Source organism: Streptomyces sp. NPDC042259 (genome assembly GCF_055582085.1).
Genome location: NZ_JBVJDW010000005.1, coordinates 78,476 through 96,436 on the forward strand (window position 1 = coordinate 78,476; position 17,961 = coordinate 96,436).

17 protein-coding genes and 1 riboswitch are annotated in these 17,961 nt (G+C 72.2%); of the genes, 9 read left to right on the plus strand and 8 right to left on the minus strand.

Annotated features, from left to right (window positions below):
• Nucleotides 1–208 precede the first annotated feature (208 nt).
• Nucleotides 209–655 (minus strand): DUF4190 domain-containing protein, encoded by a 447-nt coding sequence (locus ACZ6MA_RS15890; protein WP_469434230.1) that lies wholly within the window; start codon nucleotides 653–655, stop codon nucleotides 209–211.
• A 100-nt stretch (nucleotides 656–755) separates the two neighbouring features.
• Between ACZ6MA_RS15890 and ACZ6MA_RS15895 the strand changes: the two genes are divergently transcribed.
• The gene (locus ACZ6MA_RS15895; protein ID WP_469434232.1) at nucleotides 756–1,436 is read left to right on the plus strand and encodes an NADAR family protein; all 681 of its coding nucleotides are present in this window, start codon (nucleotides 756–758) and stop codon (nucleotides 1,434–1,436) included.
• On the opposite strand, the gene ACZ6MA_RS15900 is transcribed toward ACZ6MA_RS15895, so the two are convergent.
• A complete protein-coding gene (locus ACZ6MA_RS15900; protein WP_469434233.1) occupies nucleotides 1,376–2,191 on the minus strand; it encodes a DUF4190 domain-containing protein in 816 nt (271 codons plus the stop codon). The two genes, ACZ6MA_RS15895 and ACZ6MA_RS15900, sit on opposite strands and share 61 nt — an antisense overlap.
• 105 nt (nucleotides 2,192–2,296) lie before the next feature.
• Between ACZ6MA_RS15900 and ACZ6MA_RS15905 the strand changes: the two genes are divergently transcribed.
• Complete coding sequence (locus ACZ6MA_RS15905; RefSeq protein WP_469434236.1) at nucleotides 2,297–3,319, plus strand: adenosine deaminase; 1,023 nt, start codon at nucleotides 2,297–2,299, stop codon at nucleotides 3,317–3,319.
• Between the two features lie 79 nt (nucleotides 3,320–3,398).
• Nucleotides 3,399–4,163 carry a glycerophosphodiester phosphodiesterase gene (locus tag ACZ6MA_RS15910; protein ID WP_469434238.1) on the plus strand — a complete coding sequence of 255 codons (765 nt, stop codon included), beginning with the start codon at nucleotides 3,399–3,401 and terminating at the stop codon, nucleotides 4,161–4,163.
• A 27-nt stretch (nucleotides 4,164–4,190) separates the two neighbouring features.
• On the opposite strand, the gene ACZ6MA_RS15915 is transcribed toward ACZ6MA_RS15910, so the two are convergent.
• The 3 genes from ACZ6MA_RS15915 to ACZ6MA_RS15925 form a co-directional block, all read right to left on the minus strand.
• Nucleotides 4,191–5,354 carry a polyamine ABC transporter substrate-binding protein gene (locus ACZ6MA_RS15915; RefSeq protein WP_469434692.1) on the minus strand — a complete coding sequence of 388 codons (1,164 nt, stop codon included), beginning with the start codon at nucleotides 5,352–5,354 and terminating at the stop codon, nucleotides 4,191–4,193.
• A gap of 14 nt (nucleotides 5,355–5,368) precedes the next feature.
• Entirely contained in the window at nucleotides 5,369–5,689 is a 321-nt protein-coding gene (locus tag ACZ6MA_RS15920) for a hypothetical protein (RefSeq protein ID WP_469434240.1), read from the minus strand.
• Between the two features lie 73 nt (nucleotides 5,690–5,762).
• A complete protein-coding gene (locus ACZ6MA_RS15925) occupies nucleotides 5,763–7,214 on the minus strand; it encodes a gamma-aminobutyraldehyde dehydrogenase (RefSeq protein ID WP_469139918.1) in 1,452 nt (483 codons plus the stop codon).
• Between the two features lie 177 nt (nucleotides 7,215–7,391).
• On the opposite strand from ACZ6MA_RS15925, the gene ACZ6MA_RS15930 reads away from it, so the two are divergent.
• The 6 genes from ACZ6MA_RS15930 (at nucleotide 7,392) to ACZ6MA_RS15955 (ending at nucleotide 13,937) form a co-directional block, all read left to right on the plus strand.
• A complete protein-coding gene (locus ACZ6MA_RS15930) occupies nucleotides 7,392–7,880 on the plus strand; it encodes an Lrp/AsnC family transcriptional regulator (RefSeq protein WP_469139917.1) in 489 nt (162 codons plus the stop codon).
• Nucleotides 7,865–9,244: an aspartate aminotransferase family protein gene (locus ACZ6MA_RS15935; protein WP_469434242.1), complete on the plus strand. Its 1,380-nt coding sequence runs from the start codon at nucleotides 7,865–7,867 to the stop codon at nucleotides 9,242–9,244. Before ACZ6MA_RS15930 ends, ACZ6MA_RS15935 begins: the two co-directional genes overlap by 16 nt.
• Nucleotides 9,245–9,639: 395 nt before the next feature.
• On the plus strand, nucleotides 9,640–10,377 hold the full coding sequence (locus ACZ6MA_RS15940; RefSeq protein ID WP_469434243.1) for an ABC transporter ATP-binding protein: 738 nt from the start codon (nucleotides 9,640–9,642) through the stop codon (nucleotides 10,375–10,377).
• Nucleotides 10,359–11,561, plus strand: a complete 1,203-nt coding sequence (locus ACZ6MA_RS15945; protein ID WP_469434245.1) for a hypothetical protein — start codon at nucleotides 10,359–10,361, stop codon at nucleotides 11,559–11,561. Before ACZ6MA_RS15940 ends, ACZ6MA_RS15945 begins: the two co-directional genes overlap by 19 nt.
• A gap of 92 nt (nucleotides 11,562–11,653) precedes the next feature.
• On the plus strand, nucleotides 11,654–12,802 hold the full coding sequence (locus ACZ6MA_RS15950; protein WP_469434246.1) for an LOG family protein: 1,149 nt from the start codon (nucleotides 11,654–11,656) through the stop codon (nucleotides 12,800–12,802).
• 184 nt (nucleotides 12,803–12,986) lie between these two features.
• The gene (locus tag ACZ6MA_RS15955; RefSeq protein WP_469434248.1) at nucleotides 12,987–13,937 is read left to right on the plus strand and encodes a hypothetical protein; all 951 of its coding nucleotides are present in this window, start codon (nucleotides 12,987–12,989) and stop codon (nucleotides 13,935–13,937) included.
• Between the two features lie 93 nt (nucleotides 13,938–14,030).
• Here the strand turns inward: ACZ6MA_RS15955 and ACZ6MA_RS15960 are convergent, their stop codons facing one another.
• The 3 genes from ACZ6MA_RS15960 to ACZ6MA_RS15970 form a co-directional block, all read right to left on the minus strand.
• Entirely contained in the window at nucleotides 14,031–15,092 is a 1,062-nt protein-coding gene (locus ACZ6MA_RS15960) for an ABC transporter ATP-binding protein (RefSeq protein ID WP_469434249.1), read from the minus strand.
• Nucleotides 15,093–16,787 (minus strand): ABC transporter permease, encoded by a 1,695-nt coding sequence (locus ACZ6MA_RS15965; protein ID WP_469434251.1) that lies wholly within the window; start codon nucleotides 16,785–16,787, stop codon nucleotides 15,093–15,095.
• Nucleotides 16,763–17,845: a thiamine ABC transporter substrate-binding protein gene (locus ACZ6MA_RS15970; protein WP_469434253.1), complete on the minus strand. Its 1,083-nt coding sequence runs from the start codon at nucleotides 17,843–17,845 to the stop codon at nucleotides 16,763–16,765. The genes ACZ6MA_RS15965 and ACZ6MA_RS15970 overlap by 25 nt, the downstream gene beginning before the upstream one ends.
• Nucleotides 17,841–17,946: riboswitch (TPP riboswitch) on the minus strand. Its footprint overlaps the gene before it by 5 nt.
• Nucleotides 17,947–17,961: the final 15 nt, after the last annotated feature.

Consider the following 17,961-nt stretch of genomic DNA (forward strand, 5'->3'; position numbering starts at 1 on the left):
ACCTGGGACGGGCGTAGCTCCAACCGGTATCGGATGTCGATCCTGGCAGAGGTACCAGCTCACAACAAGGGATTCCGTCGCGGCGTTTTGGGTCCGCGACGGAATCAGTGAGCTGTGCCGCAATCAGTCGGCAAGGGGGCGAGCCCCGGGGAGCGCCTTCGGCGGGAGCCCTCGAACCCCTGGGGCGCCCCCTGGGAAAGCCGAACTCTTAGGAGAGCGCCCCGAGGGATCCCAGAAGGCTCGCGGCCAGCGCGAGCCATATGAGCGGAAGCGCCAGGGAGGTGATGCCGAGCGCGAGGCCGGCGGTGGCGGCACCACGGTTGAACGCCTCGCCCTTGGTCACCCGAGAGCGGCCGACGCCGCCGAAGATGATCGCCAGGATGCCGAGGACGAAGGCGAAGAACCACAGGATGCCGGTCAGCCCGCACACCGCGCCGACGATGCCGCACACCAGGCCCGCGGTGCCCATGCCGTTGCGCGGCTGCGCCGCCATCGGGTACCCGGGGTAGCCGACGGGCTGTTGGGCATAGGGCTGGACCGGAGGCGCCGCCGGGTAGTTGGTGGCCGCCGGATAGCCGTAACCCGGCTGCGACGGGGTGGGCGGCTGTTGCGGGGGCTGGGGCGTCGCGTAAGGGTTCTGCTGATAATCGGACATGGTGGGCTCCTCCATGAAATGGCGTCGGGCAATGCTATGGCCAGAGATCACACGGAGTCAGCCACGTTCCGCTGTCGGTGCCGGGTGACAGAATGACGGCATGAGTGACAACGGGGGCGACAACAGGGGTAGCGGCGTGCGGAACGGGAGCGGACACGAGTCGGCCCCGGCGGCGGAAGCGGTCGCCGACGGTCCGCGTTCGGTCGCGGAATTGCGGGCGGCCCTCGCGCGGGGCGAGCGCGTCAAGTACGTGTATTTCTGGGGACACCGGCCGCGCCGGGACGGCAGCGTGGGGCCGAGTTGCTTCAGCCAGTGGTGGGAATCGCCGTTCTCGGTGGACGGCGTCGCCTATGCCACGGCCGAGCACTGGATGATGGCGGGCAAGGCCCGCCTCTTCGGCGACCTTGAGGCGGAGGCTCGGGTGCTGGCGGCCGGCCACCCCAAGCAGGCCAAGGACGCGGGCCGTTCGGTGCGCGGATTCGACGAGGACATCTGGCGGCGGCACCGCTACGCGCTGGTGGTCGAGGGCAGTGTCCACAAATTCGCGCAGCACCCGGAGCTGAGCGCCTATCTGCTCGGCACCGGGGACCGGGTATTGGTGGAAGCCAGTCCCCTGGACCGGATCTGGGGCATCGGGCTGGCCGCCGACGACGAGCGGGCGGCGGACCCGGACCGGTGGCTCGGGGAGAATCTGCTGGGCTTCGCGCTGATGGAGGCCCGTCAGCGGCTGGCGGGCGCCGGGAAGGTGAGCGAGGCGGGTCCGGGCGGCGCCGGCATATAGGCGCCGTAGGTCGCGTCGGGGTCGTCGGGGGCGTACCGGGTGTCGTCCTCCTCGTCGTCGATGTTGATGTAGACGACGACCATCAGGGCGGTGGCGACGAGCGCGGCACCGCCGAGGATCAGCCCCGCGAGGGCCTGCCCGGCGTTGGTCGCCTCCCCCGAGCGCGTCTTGCCGCGGCCTATCGCGCCGAAGACGATCGCGAGCACCCCGCATATGAAGCTGAACACCAGCGTCCAGCACAGGGCCGTGCCGATGATGCCGAGCACGAGGGCGGCGACGCCGAGGCCGTTGTTGGGTGTCATCCGGGGCGCCTGCCAGCCCTGCCCGTAGGCGGCGGCCGGCGGGTAGCCGTAGTCCCCCTGACCGTACGGGGGTTGCCCGTACGGCGGCTGCCCGTAGGGCGTCTGCCCGCCGTAGGGCGGCACGGGCGGCTGGGGGTAGCCGGACGGGGTGTACGGGGCCTGGCCGTAGGCGCTGCCGCCCGGGTACGCGCTCGGCGTCCCCGGGCCGGTCGGCGCGAGCGGCACGGGCGGCACCCCGCCGGACGCCGGCTCGGCGGGAGCGGGGGCCGGTGCGGCGGCGGGCACGGCCGTCTGGGTGGGCTGCGACGGGAAGGCGGGTGCGGGCGGCGCGGCGGCGGCCGTCGGCGGCTCCCCGGCGGGCCGGGGGTCCGGCTTCTCCAGCGGCACACGGTGCTCCGGCGGGGCCCAGGGGCTTGTGCCCCGCGGCTCCGGCTGCGCGTCCTTGTCGGACATGTCCCTCCCCTGTCGTTATCCCGTCATGCTAAGGCCTGGGCACGGCGGCGTCGCCCGCCCCGCATACGATGATCGGCACCTACCGAACCGCCCTGGAGGCCGTGCATGTCCGTACTCGACTCGTTCATCGCCGGGCTTCCGAAGGCCGAGCTGCATGTCCACCATGTCGGCTCCGCGTCCCCGCGCATCGTCGCCGAGCTGGCGGCCCGCCACCCGGACTCGCCGGTGCCGACGGATCCCGAGGCCCTCGCGGACTTCTTCACCTTCCGTGACTTCGCGCATTTCATCGAGGTCTATCTGTCCGTGGTCGACCTGATCCGCGACGCGGAGGACGTACGTCTGCTGACGTACGAGGTCGCCCGCGACATGGCCCGGCAGAACATCCGCTACGCCGAACTCACCGTCACCCCCTACAGCTCGACCCGGCGCGGCATCCCCGACGCGGCGTTCGTGGAGGCCATCGAGGACGCCCGCAAGTCCGCGGAGGCGGAACTGGGTGTGGTGCTGCGCTGGTGCTTCGACATTCCGGGCGAGGCCGGTCTGCGCTCGGCCGAGGAGACGGCCCGGATCGCCTGTGACCTGAAGCCCGAGGGCCTGGTCTCCTTCGGGCTGGGCGGCCCGGAGATCGGTGTGCCCCGGCCGCAGTTCAAGCCCTACTTCGACCGGGCCATCGCCGCCGGGCTGCACAGCGTCCCGCACGCGGGGGAGACGACGGGGCCGCAGACCATCTGGGACGCCCTCGTCCACCTGCGCGCGGAGCGCATCGGACACGGCACGAGCGCCACGCGGGACCCGAAGCTGCTGGCCCATCTCGCGGAGCGGCGCATCCCGCTGGAGGTCTGCCCGACCTCGAACCTGGCCACCCGCGCGGTGACCGACCTGGACGCGCATCCCCTCAAGGAGATGGTCGCGGCGGGCGTGCTGGTCACGATCAACAGTGACGACCCGCCCATGTTCGGCACGGACCTCAACACGGAGTACGCGGTCGCCGCCCGGCTGCTGGACCTCGACGCGACCGGTGTCGCGGCCCTCGCGAAGAACGCCGTCGAGGCGTCCTTCATGGACCCCGCGGGCAAGGCGGCACTGGCCAAGGAGATCGACGCCTACACCGCACTCTCGGGAAGCTGACCGGCCGGGGCGGGCAGCGGGGCGCGAGCCGGCGTGCCGGACCGCCCTGCCCCGACCTGACTCCCGCCACAATGGACCCATGGCCATCACGGACACCAAGGACACCGGCACCGAGGACGAGCGCGGGAGCATCGGCGTGGCGCGGGCGGGCGCCGGACCGGCCGTCCCCGCCGGGGCGTTCACCGCCGTCGCCCACCGCGGCGACCCCTACGTCCATCGCGAGAACACCCTCCCCTCGATCCGTTCGGCGCTGCGGGCCGGGGCCGGGGCGGTGGAGATCGACGTCCGGCTGACCCGCGACGGCGTGCCCGTCCTGCTGCACGACGCGGACCTGTGGCGTCTGTGGCGCCACGACGTGCGCCTCTGCGCGGTGTCGGCCGCCGAGTTGCGCGAGCTGACCGGCGGCGAGGTGCCGACCCTGCGCGAGGCGCTCGCCGAACCGGGCCCGGGCCGGCTGTTCATCGATCTGCCGGACGCCTCGGCCGCCAACGAGACCGTCGCCGAGGTGCACGCCGCCGGTGCCGCCGACCGCGTGTACTACTGCGGCGGCCCGGCCTCGATGCGCGCCGTCCGCCGCGCGGACGCCGAGGCGGAGACCGCGCTCACCTGGACCACCGTCGCCCCGCCCCGCGCCACGCTGCTCGCCGAGCTGCGTCCGCGCTGGCTCAACTACCGCTTCGGGCTGGTGAGCCGGGAGCTGGTCGCCCGCGACCACGCCCTGGGACTGCTGGTCTCGGCGTGGACGGCGGACACCCGGTTCACCATGCGCCGGCTGCTGGCCGCCGGTGTCGACGCGATCACCACGAACCGCATCGGTACCCTGCGCTCGCTGCTGCCCGCCTGAGGCAGCGCACGGCCTGGCCCCCGGGTCTCACAGACCGACGATCTCGTTCCACTCCTTGGTGAAGCCGGGGCGCTCCTTGGAGGTCATGTCGCGAGCGGTGGCCAGGCGCTTGCGCATGTCGTCGCTGGGGAAGACCAGAGGGTTCTCCGCCAGCTCCGCGAGTTCCTTGTCCTGCGACGAGGCGAGGACGTCCCGCGCGGCCGGTACGGGACAGACGTAGTTGACCGCGGTGGCCAGTCGCGCGGCGACGTCGGGCCGGTAGTAGTAGTCGACGAGCCGCTCCGCGTTGCGCTTGTGGCGGGCGAGGTTGGGGATCATCAGGCTCTCGGCCCACAGCTCCGCGCCCTCCTCCGGGACGACGAACTCGATGTCGGGGTTGTCGGCCTGGAGCTGGATGACGTCACCGGAATAGGCCTGGCAGGCCAGGACGTCACCGGAGGACAGGTCCTTGATGTAGTCGTTGCCGGTGAAGCGGCGGATGTGGCGCTTGCGGACGAGACGGCGCAGCCGGTCGGTCATGGTGTGGAAGTCGTCGGCGGTCCAGCGGGTGACATCGGCGCCGTTGCCCTGCATGAGCAGGCAGAACGCCTCGTCCAGCCCGGCCAGGAGGGTGACCCGGCCGCGCAGGTCGTCCTTCCACAGGTCCGAGGTGTGCCGGATCTCGCGGCCGAGCTTCTTGCGGTTGTAGGCGATGCCGGTGATGCCGGACTGCCAGGGAACGGCGTGCTTGCGCCCCGGGTCGAAGGGGGGCTCGCGCAGCAGGGGGTCGAGATGGCGGGTGACGTTCGGCTGCCGGGAGCGGTCCATCTCCTGCACCCATCCCAGGTGGACGTAGCGCGCGCACATCCAGTCGCTGACCACGACGAGGTCCCGGCCGGTGTCCTGGTGGTTCATCAGGGCCGGGCTGACCTTGCCGAAGAACTCGTCGTTGTCGTTGATCTCCTCGGTGTACTTCACCGATACGCCGCTGGCCTTCTCGAACTCCGCCAGGGTCGGCCGGACCTCCGCGTCCTCTTCGTCGGTGTCGATGTAGAGCGGCCAGTTGGCGAAGACGAGCCGCTTGTCGCTGCCGGAGCGGTCCGCCGCGGCCCGGTCCCCGGGGCGCACATACGCGGCCGGTACGCCGCAGCCGGCGAGCGCGGCGCCTCCGGCGCCGGCGCCCAGAGTGCGCAGCAGGGACCGGCGGGTCAGGGACGTCACGGCGTTCACTCGCATTCCGGCAGGAGGGTCGGTCGGATCTTCGCGGACAAGGTACGGCCTGTCCGGGAGGGCCGGGCGGGAGCGGTTGTGTGGACGACGAGCGCGCTCGGGGCGCACAGGGCGGCGGCCGACCGGAGTACGAGGAGGCTCATCGCCCGGGCGTCGATGATACCGAGGACGAGGCCGTTGCCGACGCCCGGGCACAGCAGCAGGCCGGCGGCCTGGAGATGCCCATTGAGCCCGTCCGGCGATTGAGGACGCGCCCGCAGGGCGCCCGCCGCCGCAGGCGGCACGAACCGGCCCGCAGCCAAAAGTCCGCCGAGCACGGAAACAGCGGTGGCCCCACCGGAGGTCCCGGTGGGGCCACCGCCCGTCACACCCCGACACCCCCGGAGGGGATCAGTCGAGCGACGTCATCACGTGCTTGACGCGGGTGTAGTCCTCGAAGCCGTAGGCGGAGAGGTCCTTGCCGTAGCCGGACTTCTTGAAGCCGCCGTGCGGCATCTCGGCGACCAGCGGAATGTGGGTGTTGATCCACACACAGCCGAAGTCGAGCTTCTTCGACATCCGCATGGCGCGCCCGTGGTCCTTGGTCCACACCGACGAGGCCAGGGCGAATTCCACGCCGTTGGCGTACGTGACGGCCTGCGCCTCGTCCGTGAAGGGCTGGACGGTGATGACCGGTCCGAAGACCTCGTGCTGGACGATCTCGTCGTCCTGCTTGAGCCCGGAGACGACGGTCGGGGCGTAGAAGTAGCCCTTCTCGCCGACCCGGTGGCCACCGGCCTCGACCTTGGCGTGGGCGGGCAGCCGCTCGATGAAGCCGCTCACCTGCTTGAGCTGGTTGGCGTTGTTGAGCGGGCCGTACAGCACATCCTCGTCGTCCGGCTGTCCGGTCTTGGTGTCCGTGGCGGCCTTGGCCAGCGCGGTCACGAACTCGTCGTGGATCGACTCGTGCACGAGCACCCGGGTCGCGGCCGTGCAGTCCTGGCCCGCGTTGAAGTAGCCCGCGACCGCGATGTCCTCGACGGCCTTGGCGATGTCGGCGTCCTCGAAGACGACGACCGGCGCCTTGCCGCCCAGCTCCAGGTGGACGCGCTTGAGGTCCTTGGAGGCGGACTCGGCGACCTGCATGCCGGCCCGTACGGAACCGGTGATGGAGGCCATGGCGGGCACGGGGTGCTCGACCATCAGCCGGCCGGTCTCGCGGTCACCGCAGATGACGTTGAAGACGCCCTTGGGGTGGCCCAGCTCCTCCAGCACCCCGCCGATGATCTCGGCGATGAGGACGGTGGAGGCCGGGGTGGTGTCCGAGGGCTTGAGGACGACCGTGTTGCCCGCGGCGAGGGCCGGGGCGAACTTCCACACGGCCATCATCATCGGGTAGTTCCACGGCGCGACCTGCGCGCAGACGCCGATCGGCTCACGCCGGACGATGGAGGTCAGCCCCTCCATGTACTCGCCCGCGGAGCGGCCCTCCAGCAGGCGGGCGGCACCGGCGAAGAAGCGGATCTGGTCCACCATCGGCGGGATCTCTTCGCTGCGGGTGAGCCCGATCGGCTTGCCGGTGTTCTCGGACTCGGCGGCGATCAGCTCCTCCGCGCGCGCCTCGAAGGCGTCGGCGATCTTGAGGAGGACCTTCTGCCGCTCCGCGGGCACCAGGTCCCGCCAGGCCGGGAACGCTTCCTCGGCCGCGGCCATGGCCGCGTCGACGTCCGCGGCACCGGACAGCGCGGCGGTGGCGTACGCCTCGCCCGTGGTCGGGTTGACCACCTCGGTGGTGCGGCCGTCGGCGGCGTCCCGGAACTCCCCCGCGATGTAGTTGCGCAAACGGCGCAGCTCGGTGGTCACTGTGCCACCCCTCCTGTCTGATGTCCGATGGATGAGACACAGCCTAGTCACTGGGGCAACGCTTTCGACATACCCGTCAGCGGTGAACGACGGATTCAGTTAAATCGCATCGCTTTCGCAACGAATTTCATTGCTCCAGGGTTGCGAGACGGCCGAGTCCCATGCACAGTGGTGCTCGTGGCCACTCGTAGCGCAGATCCAAAAGGCGTGCACGGCACGCCGCCGATCGATGCCGTCTCCCTGGCGATCATCGAACAGCTCCAGGAGGACGGCCGCCGCCCTTACGCGGCGATCGGCAAGGCCGTCGGCCTCTCCGAGGCCGCGGTCCGGCAGCGCGTACAGAAGCTTCTCGACCAGGGCGTCATGCAGATCGTCGCCGTCACCGACCCGCTCACCGTGGGGCTGCGGCGGCAGGCGATGGTCGGCATCAACGTCGAGGGCGACCTCGATCCGGTCGCCGACGCCCTGACCGCGATGGACGAGGTGGAGTACGTCGTCATGACCGCGGGCTCCTTCGATCTCCTCATCGAGATCGTCTGCGAGGACGACGACCACCTCCTGGAAATGATCAACAAGCGCATCCGGACCCTCCCGGGCGTGCGCTCGACCGAAAGCTTCGTCTACCTCAAGCTCCGCAAGCAGACCTACACATGGGGAACCCGATAGCCGTGAGCAAGGACCTCTCCCAGACGGCGTACGACCACCTGTGGATGCACTTCACCCGCATGCAGTCGTACGAGAACGCCCCCGTGCCGACCATCGTCCGCGGCGAGGGCGCCTACATCTTCGACGACAAGGGCAAGCGCTACCTCGACGGTCTCGCCGGGCTCTTCGTGGTCCAGGCCGGCCACGGCCGCGCCGAACTCGCCGAGGCGGCCAACAAGCAGGCGCAGGAGCTGGCCTTCTTCCCCCTGTGGAGCTACGCCCACCCCAAGGCGATCGAGCTGGCCGAGCGGTTGGCGCACTACGCCCCCGGCGACCTCAACAAGATTTTCTTCACCACCGGTGGCGGCGAGGCCGTCGAGACCGCCTGGAAGCTGGCGAAGCAGTACCACAAGCTCACCGGCAACCACACGAAGTACAAGGTCATATCCCGGGCCGTCGCCTATCACGGCACCACCCAGGGCGCCCTGTCCATCACCGGCCTGCCGGCGCTGAAGGCCCCCTTCGAGCCGCTGGTCCCCGGTGCCCACAAGGCCCCGAACACCAATCTGTACCGCGCGCCGATCCACGCCGACGACCCCGAGGCCTTCGGCCGCTGGGCCGCCGACCAGATCGAGCAGCAGATCCTCTTCGAGGGCCCGGACACCGTCGCGGCCGTCTTCCTGGAGCCCGTGCAGAACGCGGGCGGCTGCTTCCCGCCGCCGCCCGGCTACTTCCAGCGGGTGCGCGAGATCTGCGACCGGTACAACGTGCTGCTCGTCTCGGACGAGGTCATCTGCGCCTTCGGCCGCCTCGGCACGATGTTCGCGTGCGACAAGTTCGGCTACGTGCCGGACATCATCACCTGCGCCAAGGGCATGACCTCGGGCTACTCCCCGCTCGGCGCCACCGTCGTCTCCGACCGCATCGCCGAGCCGTTCTACCGGGGCGACGCGACGTTCCTGCACGGCTACACCTTCGGCGGCCACCCGGTCTCCGCGGCGGTCGCGCTCGCCAACCTCGACATCTTCGAGCGCGAGGGCCTCAACCAGCACGTGCTGGACAACGAGTCGGCGTTCCTGTCGACCCTGTCCAAGCTGCACGACCTGCCGATCGTCGGCGACGTCCGGGGCAACGGCTTCTTCTACGGCATCGAGCTGGTGAAGGACAAGGCCACCAAGGAGTCGTTCACCCCCGAGGAGTGCGAGCGGCTGCTCTACGGCTTCGTATCGAAGAAGCTCTTCGAGAACGGTCTGTACTGCCGGGCCGACGACCGCGGCGACCCGGTCATCCAGCTCTCGCCGCCGCTGATCGCCGATCAGTCGACGTTCGACGAGATCGAGCAGATCGTCCGCGGCGTCCTCACCGAGGCCTGGACGAAGATCTGACGGCGCCTCGGGCGTCGGCGCCCTGAACGGGACCCGACGGGCGGCCCACCGGCCCGTCCCCCGGCCGTGGTTCCCCGCGCGCACCCCCACACCCCACCACGCGCGCGGGGGACCACGGTTTTCCCTCGCCCCGGCGGCCCCGGGCGGCCGGGACCGGCCCGGCTCACGCGCCGTCGCACCTCCGCTCGCGCGGGCCGCGCGGATGCGCTCCGACGGGCTCCGGCTCAAAAACGACCCTCCGGGATGAGCCCGACCGGAGGAAACTGGGCCGCTCCCGCGTCGAGCCTGGGCGGAGGCTAGGATCCCCGTTCCGTACGGTGCCAGTGACCCAATGGCCTCCCGGTTCGTTCACCCGGACAGGGGAACGGACCCTTCAGCGACCCGAGGTGCTCGACATGGTGGCCCCGCCGGACAACGACGTGCTCTGGGCACGCGGTCTGCATTACGCCTACAGCGGTTCCCCCGCTCTCGCCGGTGTCTCCATCGGCGTCCGCGAAGGCGAGATCCTCGCCGTCACCGGGCCGCGCGGCTCCGGGAAGACCACACTCCTGAGGTGCCTCTCGGGCCAGCTCCTGCCCGACCCCGGCGAGGTGTGGTTCAACAGCGCGCCCGTGCACACCCTCTCCCGCTCGGCACGGGAACGGCTGCGCCGGGAGCGCTTCGGCTGGATCGGCAGCGAACCGCACCTGCTGCCCGAGCTGACCGGCTGGGAGAACGCCGCCCTGCCCCTGCTGGCCCGCGGCGTCGGCCACCGTGCCGCCAAGCGGACCGCCGGGGAGTGGCTGGAGCGCCTCGACGTCGGCGACTGCGCCCGCAAGCGCCCGGGGTCCCTGCACCAGGCGCAGCGCCAGCGGATCGCCATCGCCCGGGCGCTGGCGGGCGAGCCGACGGTGGTCTTCGCGGACGAGCCGACGGCCCCGCTGCACACCACCGACCGGGCCCAGGTACTGCGCACCCTGACCACGGCCGCGCGCTCGCACCGGATCACGGTCGTCCTCGCCACGCTCGACGACGAGAGCGCCACCCTCGCCGACCGTACGGTCACCTTGACCGACGGCCGCCGGGGCGGTGCGATCCCGGCTCCGGAGTCGCCCGGTGGAGAGGGCAGGGCCGCGTGCTCAGTCTCCGCCTAGCGCGCGGCGCGCACCCGCTCGTCCTGCTGCGCCGGCTGCTGGTCGCCGCCGCCGCGTCGGGAGTCGGTTTCCTGCTGCTGTGCACCCTGGGGTACGCGGTGGCCCACCCCAAGGAGCCCGAAGGCTCGCTCGTACGGCTCCTGTGGTGTGTGGTGCCGCTGGCGGCGGCGGTGCAGTTCGCCGTCGCCGTCGCCCGTACGGATCCCGCCACCCGTCCCCGGGACGGCCTGGACGCCGTCGGCCTCGGGCCCGTGGCGCTGTCGCTGCTGGCCGCCGCGTCGACGGCGCTGTCCTGCGCGGTCGGCAGCTGCGTCGCGCTGCTCGGCTACCTCGAACTCCGCGGCGACCTCCATCTGACGCCGCTGGGCGGCTCCGCGGCCAAGCCGCTGGACGGGGGCGAGCCACTGCCCTGGGCCGCGGCCCTGACCCTGCTGTCCGTGGTGCCGGTGCTGGCCGCCGCGGCGTGCGCGGTCATGGTACGCCCCGGTGAGCGGACTCCCGAGGGCCTCGCGGCCGACGCCACCGCCCCCGCCGCCAAGGCTCCCGGGCCGAAGCGCGCTCACAGCGGTCTGCCCTGGGGCGTCGCCGTGATCGCCACCGGACTCGCCCTGGAGTCCTACGCGAGTGACGGACCGGCACCCCCCGCCGAGGCGCTGCTGAACCTGCCCGGACAGGGCGACGGCGCCTCCCCCGGTCTCGTCGGCGGTTGGCTGCTGGTATGTCTCGGCCTCTGTCTGGCCGGGCCGGGGCTGACTTACTGGTGCGGGGTGCTGCTGTCGGCCGGCCGGCCCGGACCCGTACGCCTGCTGGCCGGGCGCATACTGCAGGACGCCGCCCCACGGCTCGGCCGGCCGCTCGGCGTGCTGTGCGCGGTCGCCTCGGCGGCCCTGGCCGCCGTCGAGCTGTACGGGGCGGCCTGGGAGCCCTCCGGCGCCCGTCCCTTCGGCCCGCTCACCGGCCTCGGCGCGGCGCTCGTCATGGCCTGCGTCACGGCCACGGCGCTCACCGCCGCCCTGGACACCCGGCAGTCCCGCGCCGATGTCGCGGCGACCTTGCTGCGGCTGGGCGTCCCCGCCTCGCTGCTGCGCGGTGCGGCCGCCGTGCGCACCTGCGCGCTGGTGGCCGTGATGGCCCCGCTGACCTGGGTGGTCGGGGAGTTGGCGGCCATGCCGCTGACCCGGTGAGGCGGGACGGGCCGCACAGCGCGGGCCGACGTGGCGACGCCCCGGCCGGGGAAGGCCGGAAGGGGCCCCGGGCCAGGACCTAGCATGGCGGGATGCAGCCGAACACCCCTTCCCCAGCTGGTTCCCCCGCCGACTCCCCTCTGGGGTCCGACCGTGAGATCGAGACCCTGGAGGAGTTCGACCGGGCCGTCGCCGCGGGCTCGCTCGGCGGATACCGCGTGCAGTCCGTCGACCTGACGGCCCGTACGGCCGAGCTGGCGGCCGTGGACACCATGGAGGCCGTGTTCCTCGGCTGCCCGATGGAACCCGAGGCGGCCGCGAAGGTACGGGCCGGGGGCGCACTGGTCTTCCCGCCCGTGCCCTTCCTGCCGTTCAACCCCTACCGGGCCGCGCTCTACCGCCCGCAGGAGCTGTTCGAGGGCCTGGAGAAGGGCTACGAGAACACCCCGGACGCCCTCGCCTACGCGTGGTTCGAAAGGACCAAGTCGGACGGTGACATATTCGCCTCGATGCTGCGGAGCATCCACGACGACGCCGTGTCCGACGCGCTGGACGAGCAACTGGCCGGGCAGCGCGTGGTGGGCGTCATGGGCGGTCACGCCCTGCAGCGCGGCTCCGCCGGGTACGCCGGGGCGGCCCGGCTCGGCCGGTCGCTGGCCCGCGCCGGTCTGACCGTCGCCACCGGCGGCGGGCCGGGCGCCATGGAGGCCGCGAACCTCGGCGCGTACGCCGCGCCCCTGGCGGACGCCGTGCTGGACGAGGCCCTGGAGCTGCTGGCCGGCGTCCCGCACTTCACCCCCTCGGTCGCCGAGTGGGCGGCCGCCGCGTTCACCGTGCGGTCGGCCTTCCCCGGCGGCGGGCCCTCGGTGGGCATCCCCACCTGGTTCTACGGACACGAGCCGCCGAACGCCTTCGCCTCGCACATCGCGAAGTACTTCGCGAACGCCACCCGTGAGGACGGTCTGCTCGCCCGCGCGAGCGCCGGAGTGGTGTTCCTGCCGGGCGCGGCGGGCACCGTGCAGGAGATCTTCGACAACGCGACGCCCAACTACTACCAGTCGCGCGGCGAGCCGACCCCGATGGTGCTCGTGGACCGCGCGCACTGGACGCGGGAGCTGCCGGCCTGGCCCCTGCTGGAGGCGCTGGCGGCCGGGCGGCCGATGGCCGGGCGCATCGCGCTGGTCGATTCGGTCGACGAGGCACCGGAGGCACTGGCCCGGCTCACGGCGCAGCAGGGCTGAACGGGCCGGGGCGAGCGAGGGGCGAGCGGGGCCGGGGGGTGCGCGGCGGGCGTGGCCGACGGTGGCCCGCCGTGCTCCCGCGCACCACAAGCCCTTGACTATTTCTTGACCCAAGGCAACTTCCGCGCGGAAAAACGCGTCTGCTTCAGGAGCACGACGGTTTATCAGGCGAACGGAGCTATTGGTGATCATCGGCCTTCTGACGGCTGTCGCGGCCTCGGCCTGTTACGGCACGGGCTCGGTCCTGCAAGCCGTGGGATCGCGCAAATCGGCCCGCCGGGAGGCCGCGGCGGCCTCCACGACGGGTACGACGCAGCATGGCGGCCCCAGTCTCTCCTCCACCGCCAAGGCCGCGGTGACGTGGGAGTTCATGGTCGGTACGGTGCTGGACTTCCTCGGCTTCGGACTCGGCGCGCTGGCCGCTCGGATGCTGCCGCTGTTCCTCTCCCAGACCGTCATCAGCGCCAATCTCGTCGTCACCGCCGTACTGAGCATCAAGCTCCTGGGCATCCGGCTGACCAAGCCCGAGTGGCTGTCGATCGGTGTCGTCTGCTCGGCGCTGGTCCTGCTGGCCACCGCCGCGGGCCACGAGGGCAACGGCGACGCCGCACGGTCCACCCACTGGTGGCTGCTGATCATCTCGCTGGTGCTGATGATCGGCGGCACGATCGCCGTCCGTCTGCTGGGGTCGAAGTCCGCGATCCTCGCCGGTCTGCTGTCCGGCCTGGGCTTCGGCGCCATCGGCGTCGGCGTGCGCATCCTCGACGGCATCGACCCGTTCGACCTGCCCACGCTGATCGCCGACCCGGCGCTGTACGCCATCCTCATATCCGGCACCATCGGCATGTACCTGCACACGGTCGCCCTGCAGATCGGCTCGGTCAACGGTGCCACGGCCGCCCTCGTGGTCGGCGAGACCGTTCTGCCCGGCATCATCGGGGTGCTGATGCTCGGTGACAGCTCCCGTGACGGCCTCGCCTGGATGGCGGTCACGGGCTTCCTGCTGGCCGTGGCGGGCGCGGTCGCGGTCGCCTGGTACGGCGAACCGGAGAGCGCGGTGGCCCCGGAGCCCGGACCCGCGGCGCGGGACCTCGCACCGGCCCCGGCGGAACCGGCCCCCACGAAGACGGGCTGAGCTGCGGTCACCGTCATGAGAGAGCCCCCCGCGCCGTCCTCGGGACGGCGCGGGGGGCTCTCTCGTCCCGGCTGGGACGGGCCTCGTTCCGGCTCAGTCGGCGGTGCCGTCCTCGGCGGGGCCGAGCACCACCACCTCGTCCACGTCGAAGCCGACGCCCACGCGGGCGCCCGGCTCCGGAGCGCCCCGCAGGTCGCACGCCGCCTCCAGCTCCGGCCCGGCGGAGGGCCGCAGCAGCACCACCACGTGGTCGCCGCGGAACGTCCGGCCGGTGACCGTGCACGGCAGGCCCTCCGACGCGGGCAGCAGCCGCACCCCGGCGGGGCGCACGAGCAGCCTGCACCTGCCCTGCCGTGACCCGGCCGGCACGGGCACGCTCCCCCACACGGTGTCGGCGCGCTCACCGCCGACCGTCGCCCCGACCACGTTGTCGAAGCCGAGGAAACGGGCCACGAACTCCGACGCCGGCCGCTGCCACACCTCCAGCGGCGTCCCGGCCTGGGCGATCCGCCCGTCGCGCATCACCAGCACCCGGTCGGCGAGCGCGAAGGCCTCGCCCTGGTCGTGGGTGACCGCCAGCACCGTGGTGCCGAGCCGGCCGAAGAGCTGCCGGAGTTCCACGACGAGGCGCTCGCGCAGACCGCGGTCGAGCTGGCCGAGCGGCTCGTCGAGCATCAGCAGCCGCGGCCGGGGCGCGAGCGCCCTCGCCAGGGCCACCCGCTGCTGCTCGCCACCGGACAGCGCCGCGACGGACCGCCGCTGCGCGCCCGGCAGGCCCACCATGTCGAGCAGCTCCGCGACACGGCGCTCCGCCTCCGCGCGCCCGACCTTGCGCATCCGCAGCCCGAAGCCGACGTTGCCGCCGACGTCCCGCTGCGGGAAGAGCTGGTGGTCCTGGAACATCAGGCCCACCCCGCGCCGGTGGACGGGCACGCCGCCCTGGTCGGCGCCGGAGAGGAGGACCCGCCCGCCGTCCGCGGGCTGCAGCCCCGCGACGACCCGCAGCAGCGTGGACTTGCCGCTGCCGCTCGGCCCGAGCACACAGACCGTCTCGTGCTCGGCGACCGCCAGGTCCACCGCGTCCAGGGCCGTCCGCCCGCCGAAGCGGACGGTGACGTTGTCCAGGCGCAGCAGGTCCTGGTGCGACGGGGACATCTAGAACTCTCCCGAACGGTCGGTGCGCACGCGCTCCAGTACCAGCAGCGCCGCCGCGCACACCAGCATCAGGATGGTGCTGAGGGCCATGGCCTGGCCGTAATTGAGTTCCCCGGGGCGGCCGAGCAGCCGGGCCACGGCCACCGGCAGGGTGGGGTTGTCGGGGCGGGCGATGAAGACGGTCGCCCCGAACTCGCCCAGCGACACGGCGAAGGCGAACCCCGCCGCGACCGCCAGCGCCCGTCCGACGAGCGGCAGGTCCACTTCGCGCCACGCGCGCAGCGGGGACGCTCCGAGCACCGCCGCCGCCTCGCGCAGCCGCGCGTCCACCGCGCGCAGCACCGGCAGCATGGTCCGGACGACGAAGGGCACGCCCACCAGGGCCTGGGCCAGCGGGACCAGGATCCAGGAGGAGCGCAGGTCCAGCGGGGGCTCGTCCAGGGTGATCAGGAAGCCGAAGCCGACGGTCACCGCGGAGGTGCCGAGCGGCAGCATGAGCAGCGCGTCGAAGCCCCGTACGAGCCGTCCCGCCCGGCGGGTCAGCGCGGCCGCGGCGAGGCCGCCCACGACGACGGCGATGCCGGTGGCGGCCAGCGCGTAGGCCAGGGAGTTGCCGATGGCTTCCAGGGGGGCGACGACGAAGGTGCCGCCGTTGTCGTCCGCCGAGGCCAGCGCGCGGTAGAACGCCGGGCCGTAGCCGTCGGACCCGTCGAAGGAGCGCAGGACGAGCACGACGAGCGGCACCAGGATCAGCAGCGCCACCACGGCCAGCACGGACGTCAGGAGCGCCCATTGCGCCGCCCCCCGCGGGCGGCGGGAGGTGTGGGAGGCGTCGACGAGCTTCAGCGCGGACTCCCGCCGCCGGACGGTCCGGGCGTGCACGCCCAGCAGCAGGCCCACGGCCACGAACTGCACGAGGGTGAGCACGGCGGCCGTCGGCAGGTCGAGCAGCCGTGCGGTCTGCTGGTAGATCTCCACTTCCAAGGTGGCGTAGCGGGGGCCGCCGAGGATCTGGACCACGCCGAAGGAGGTGAAGGTGAAGAGGAAGACCATGAGGGCGGCGGCGGCCACGGCGGGTGCGAGCGCCGGCAGCGTCACCCGGCGCCAGGCGGCGAGGCGCCCGGCGCCCAGGACCCGGGCCGCCTCCTCCTGGCGTGGGTCGAGCTGGGCCCAGAGGCCGCCGACGGTCCGGACGACGACGGCGTAGTTGAAGAACACATGGGCCAGCAGGATCGCCCAGACCGTGGTGTCCAGGCGCACCCCCCACAGCTCGTCCAGCAGGCCGCCGCGTCCGAGCAGGGCCAGGAAGGCCGAGCCGACCACGACGGTCGGCAGGACGAAGGGGACGGTGACCACGGCCCGCAGCAGTCGCTTCCCGGGGAAGTCGAAGCGGGCGAAGACATACGCGCCGGGCAGGGCGAGGGCGAGGGTCAGGGCCGTGGAGGCGAGGGCCTGCCAGGTGGTGAACCACAGGACGTGGCCGATCCGCTCGTCGCCGAGCACCTCGCCGACGCGGGCGAACTGCCACCGTCCGCCGTCCTTGAGCCCCCGGGCCACGATGGCGGAGACCGGGTAGGCGAAGAACAGACCGAAGAAGGCGACCGGCAGGGCCATCAGGCCGAGCCGGACCGCCGTCTGCCGGGAGAGCCCCTTCGGTCGCTTCGGGGCGGCTACTTCAGGACGAGCGAGGACCATGCCTTGACCCACTGGTCGCGGTTCTTGGCGATCTTCTCCGGGGCGAGGGTCGCGGGATCGGTGATCTTGGCACCGAACCGGGTGAATTCCTCGGGCAGCGCGGCGTCCTGGTTCGCCGGGTTGACGAACATCTGCAGCGGCATGTCCTCCTGGAACTTCTTGCCCAGCAGGAAGTCGATCAGGGCCTGGCCGCCCTCGGTGTTCTTCGCGCCCTTCAGCAAGCCGGCGAACTCCGTCTGCCGGAAGCAGGTGCCGGTCGCGACACCGGTCGGCCCCTCCTTGGGCAGCGGCTTCGCACCGAGCACCTCGGCGGGCGGGCTGGACGCGTAGGAGACGACGAGCGGCTTGTCGCCCTTGGCCTTCTTGCCCGCGGCGGAGCCGGAGAAGCGGTCGTTGTACGCCTGCTCCCAGCCGTCCACGACCTCGACGCCGTTGGCCTTGAGCTTCTTCCAGTAGTCCTGCCAGCCGGCGTCGCCGTACTTGGCGACGGTGCCCAGCTGGAAGGCGAGACCGGGGGACGAGGTGGCCGCGTTCTCGGTGACCAGGAGGTTCTTGTACTCCGGCTTGATCAGGTCGTCGAAGGACGCCGGCGGGCTGAGCTTGTGGCCGGCGAAGTACGCGCGGTCGTAGTTCACACAGATGTCGCCGAAGTCGACGGGCGTGACCCGGTGCTCGGCGGCGTCGGCCTGGAGCGCCTTGGGGACCCGGTCCAGGCCCTTGGCCTCGTACGGGGTGAACAGGCCGTTGTCGAGGGCCCGCGACAGGAGGGTGTTGTCGACGCCGAAGAAGACGTCGCCCTGCGGGTGGCTCTTGGAGAGGACGGCCTGGTTGACGGCCGTCCCGGCGTCCCCGCTCTTGAGCACCTTGACCTTGTACCCGGTGGTCCGGGTGAACTCCTTGAGCACCGCGTCCGACGCGGCGAAGGAGTCGTGCGAGACGAGCGTGACGGTCTTGGAGCCGGCGCCGGAGTCGTCCGAACCGCCGCAGGCGGCCAGCACGGGCACGCCGAGCGCGGTGATGACGGCCGCGCCGACGGCACGCCGGAGGGTGGTGTTCATGAGTGGGTTGACTCCCTACGCCGGTATGACCCGGATCAGGTCCGAGGGTCTGCGGCCCGTGCCGCACTCTCAGCGCTGTGCGCGCTCCCCTGTCGGATGTTCATTTGTGCGAGGTG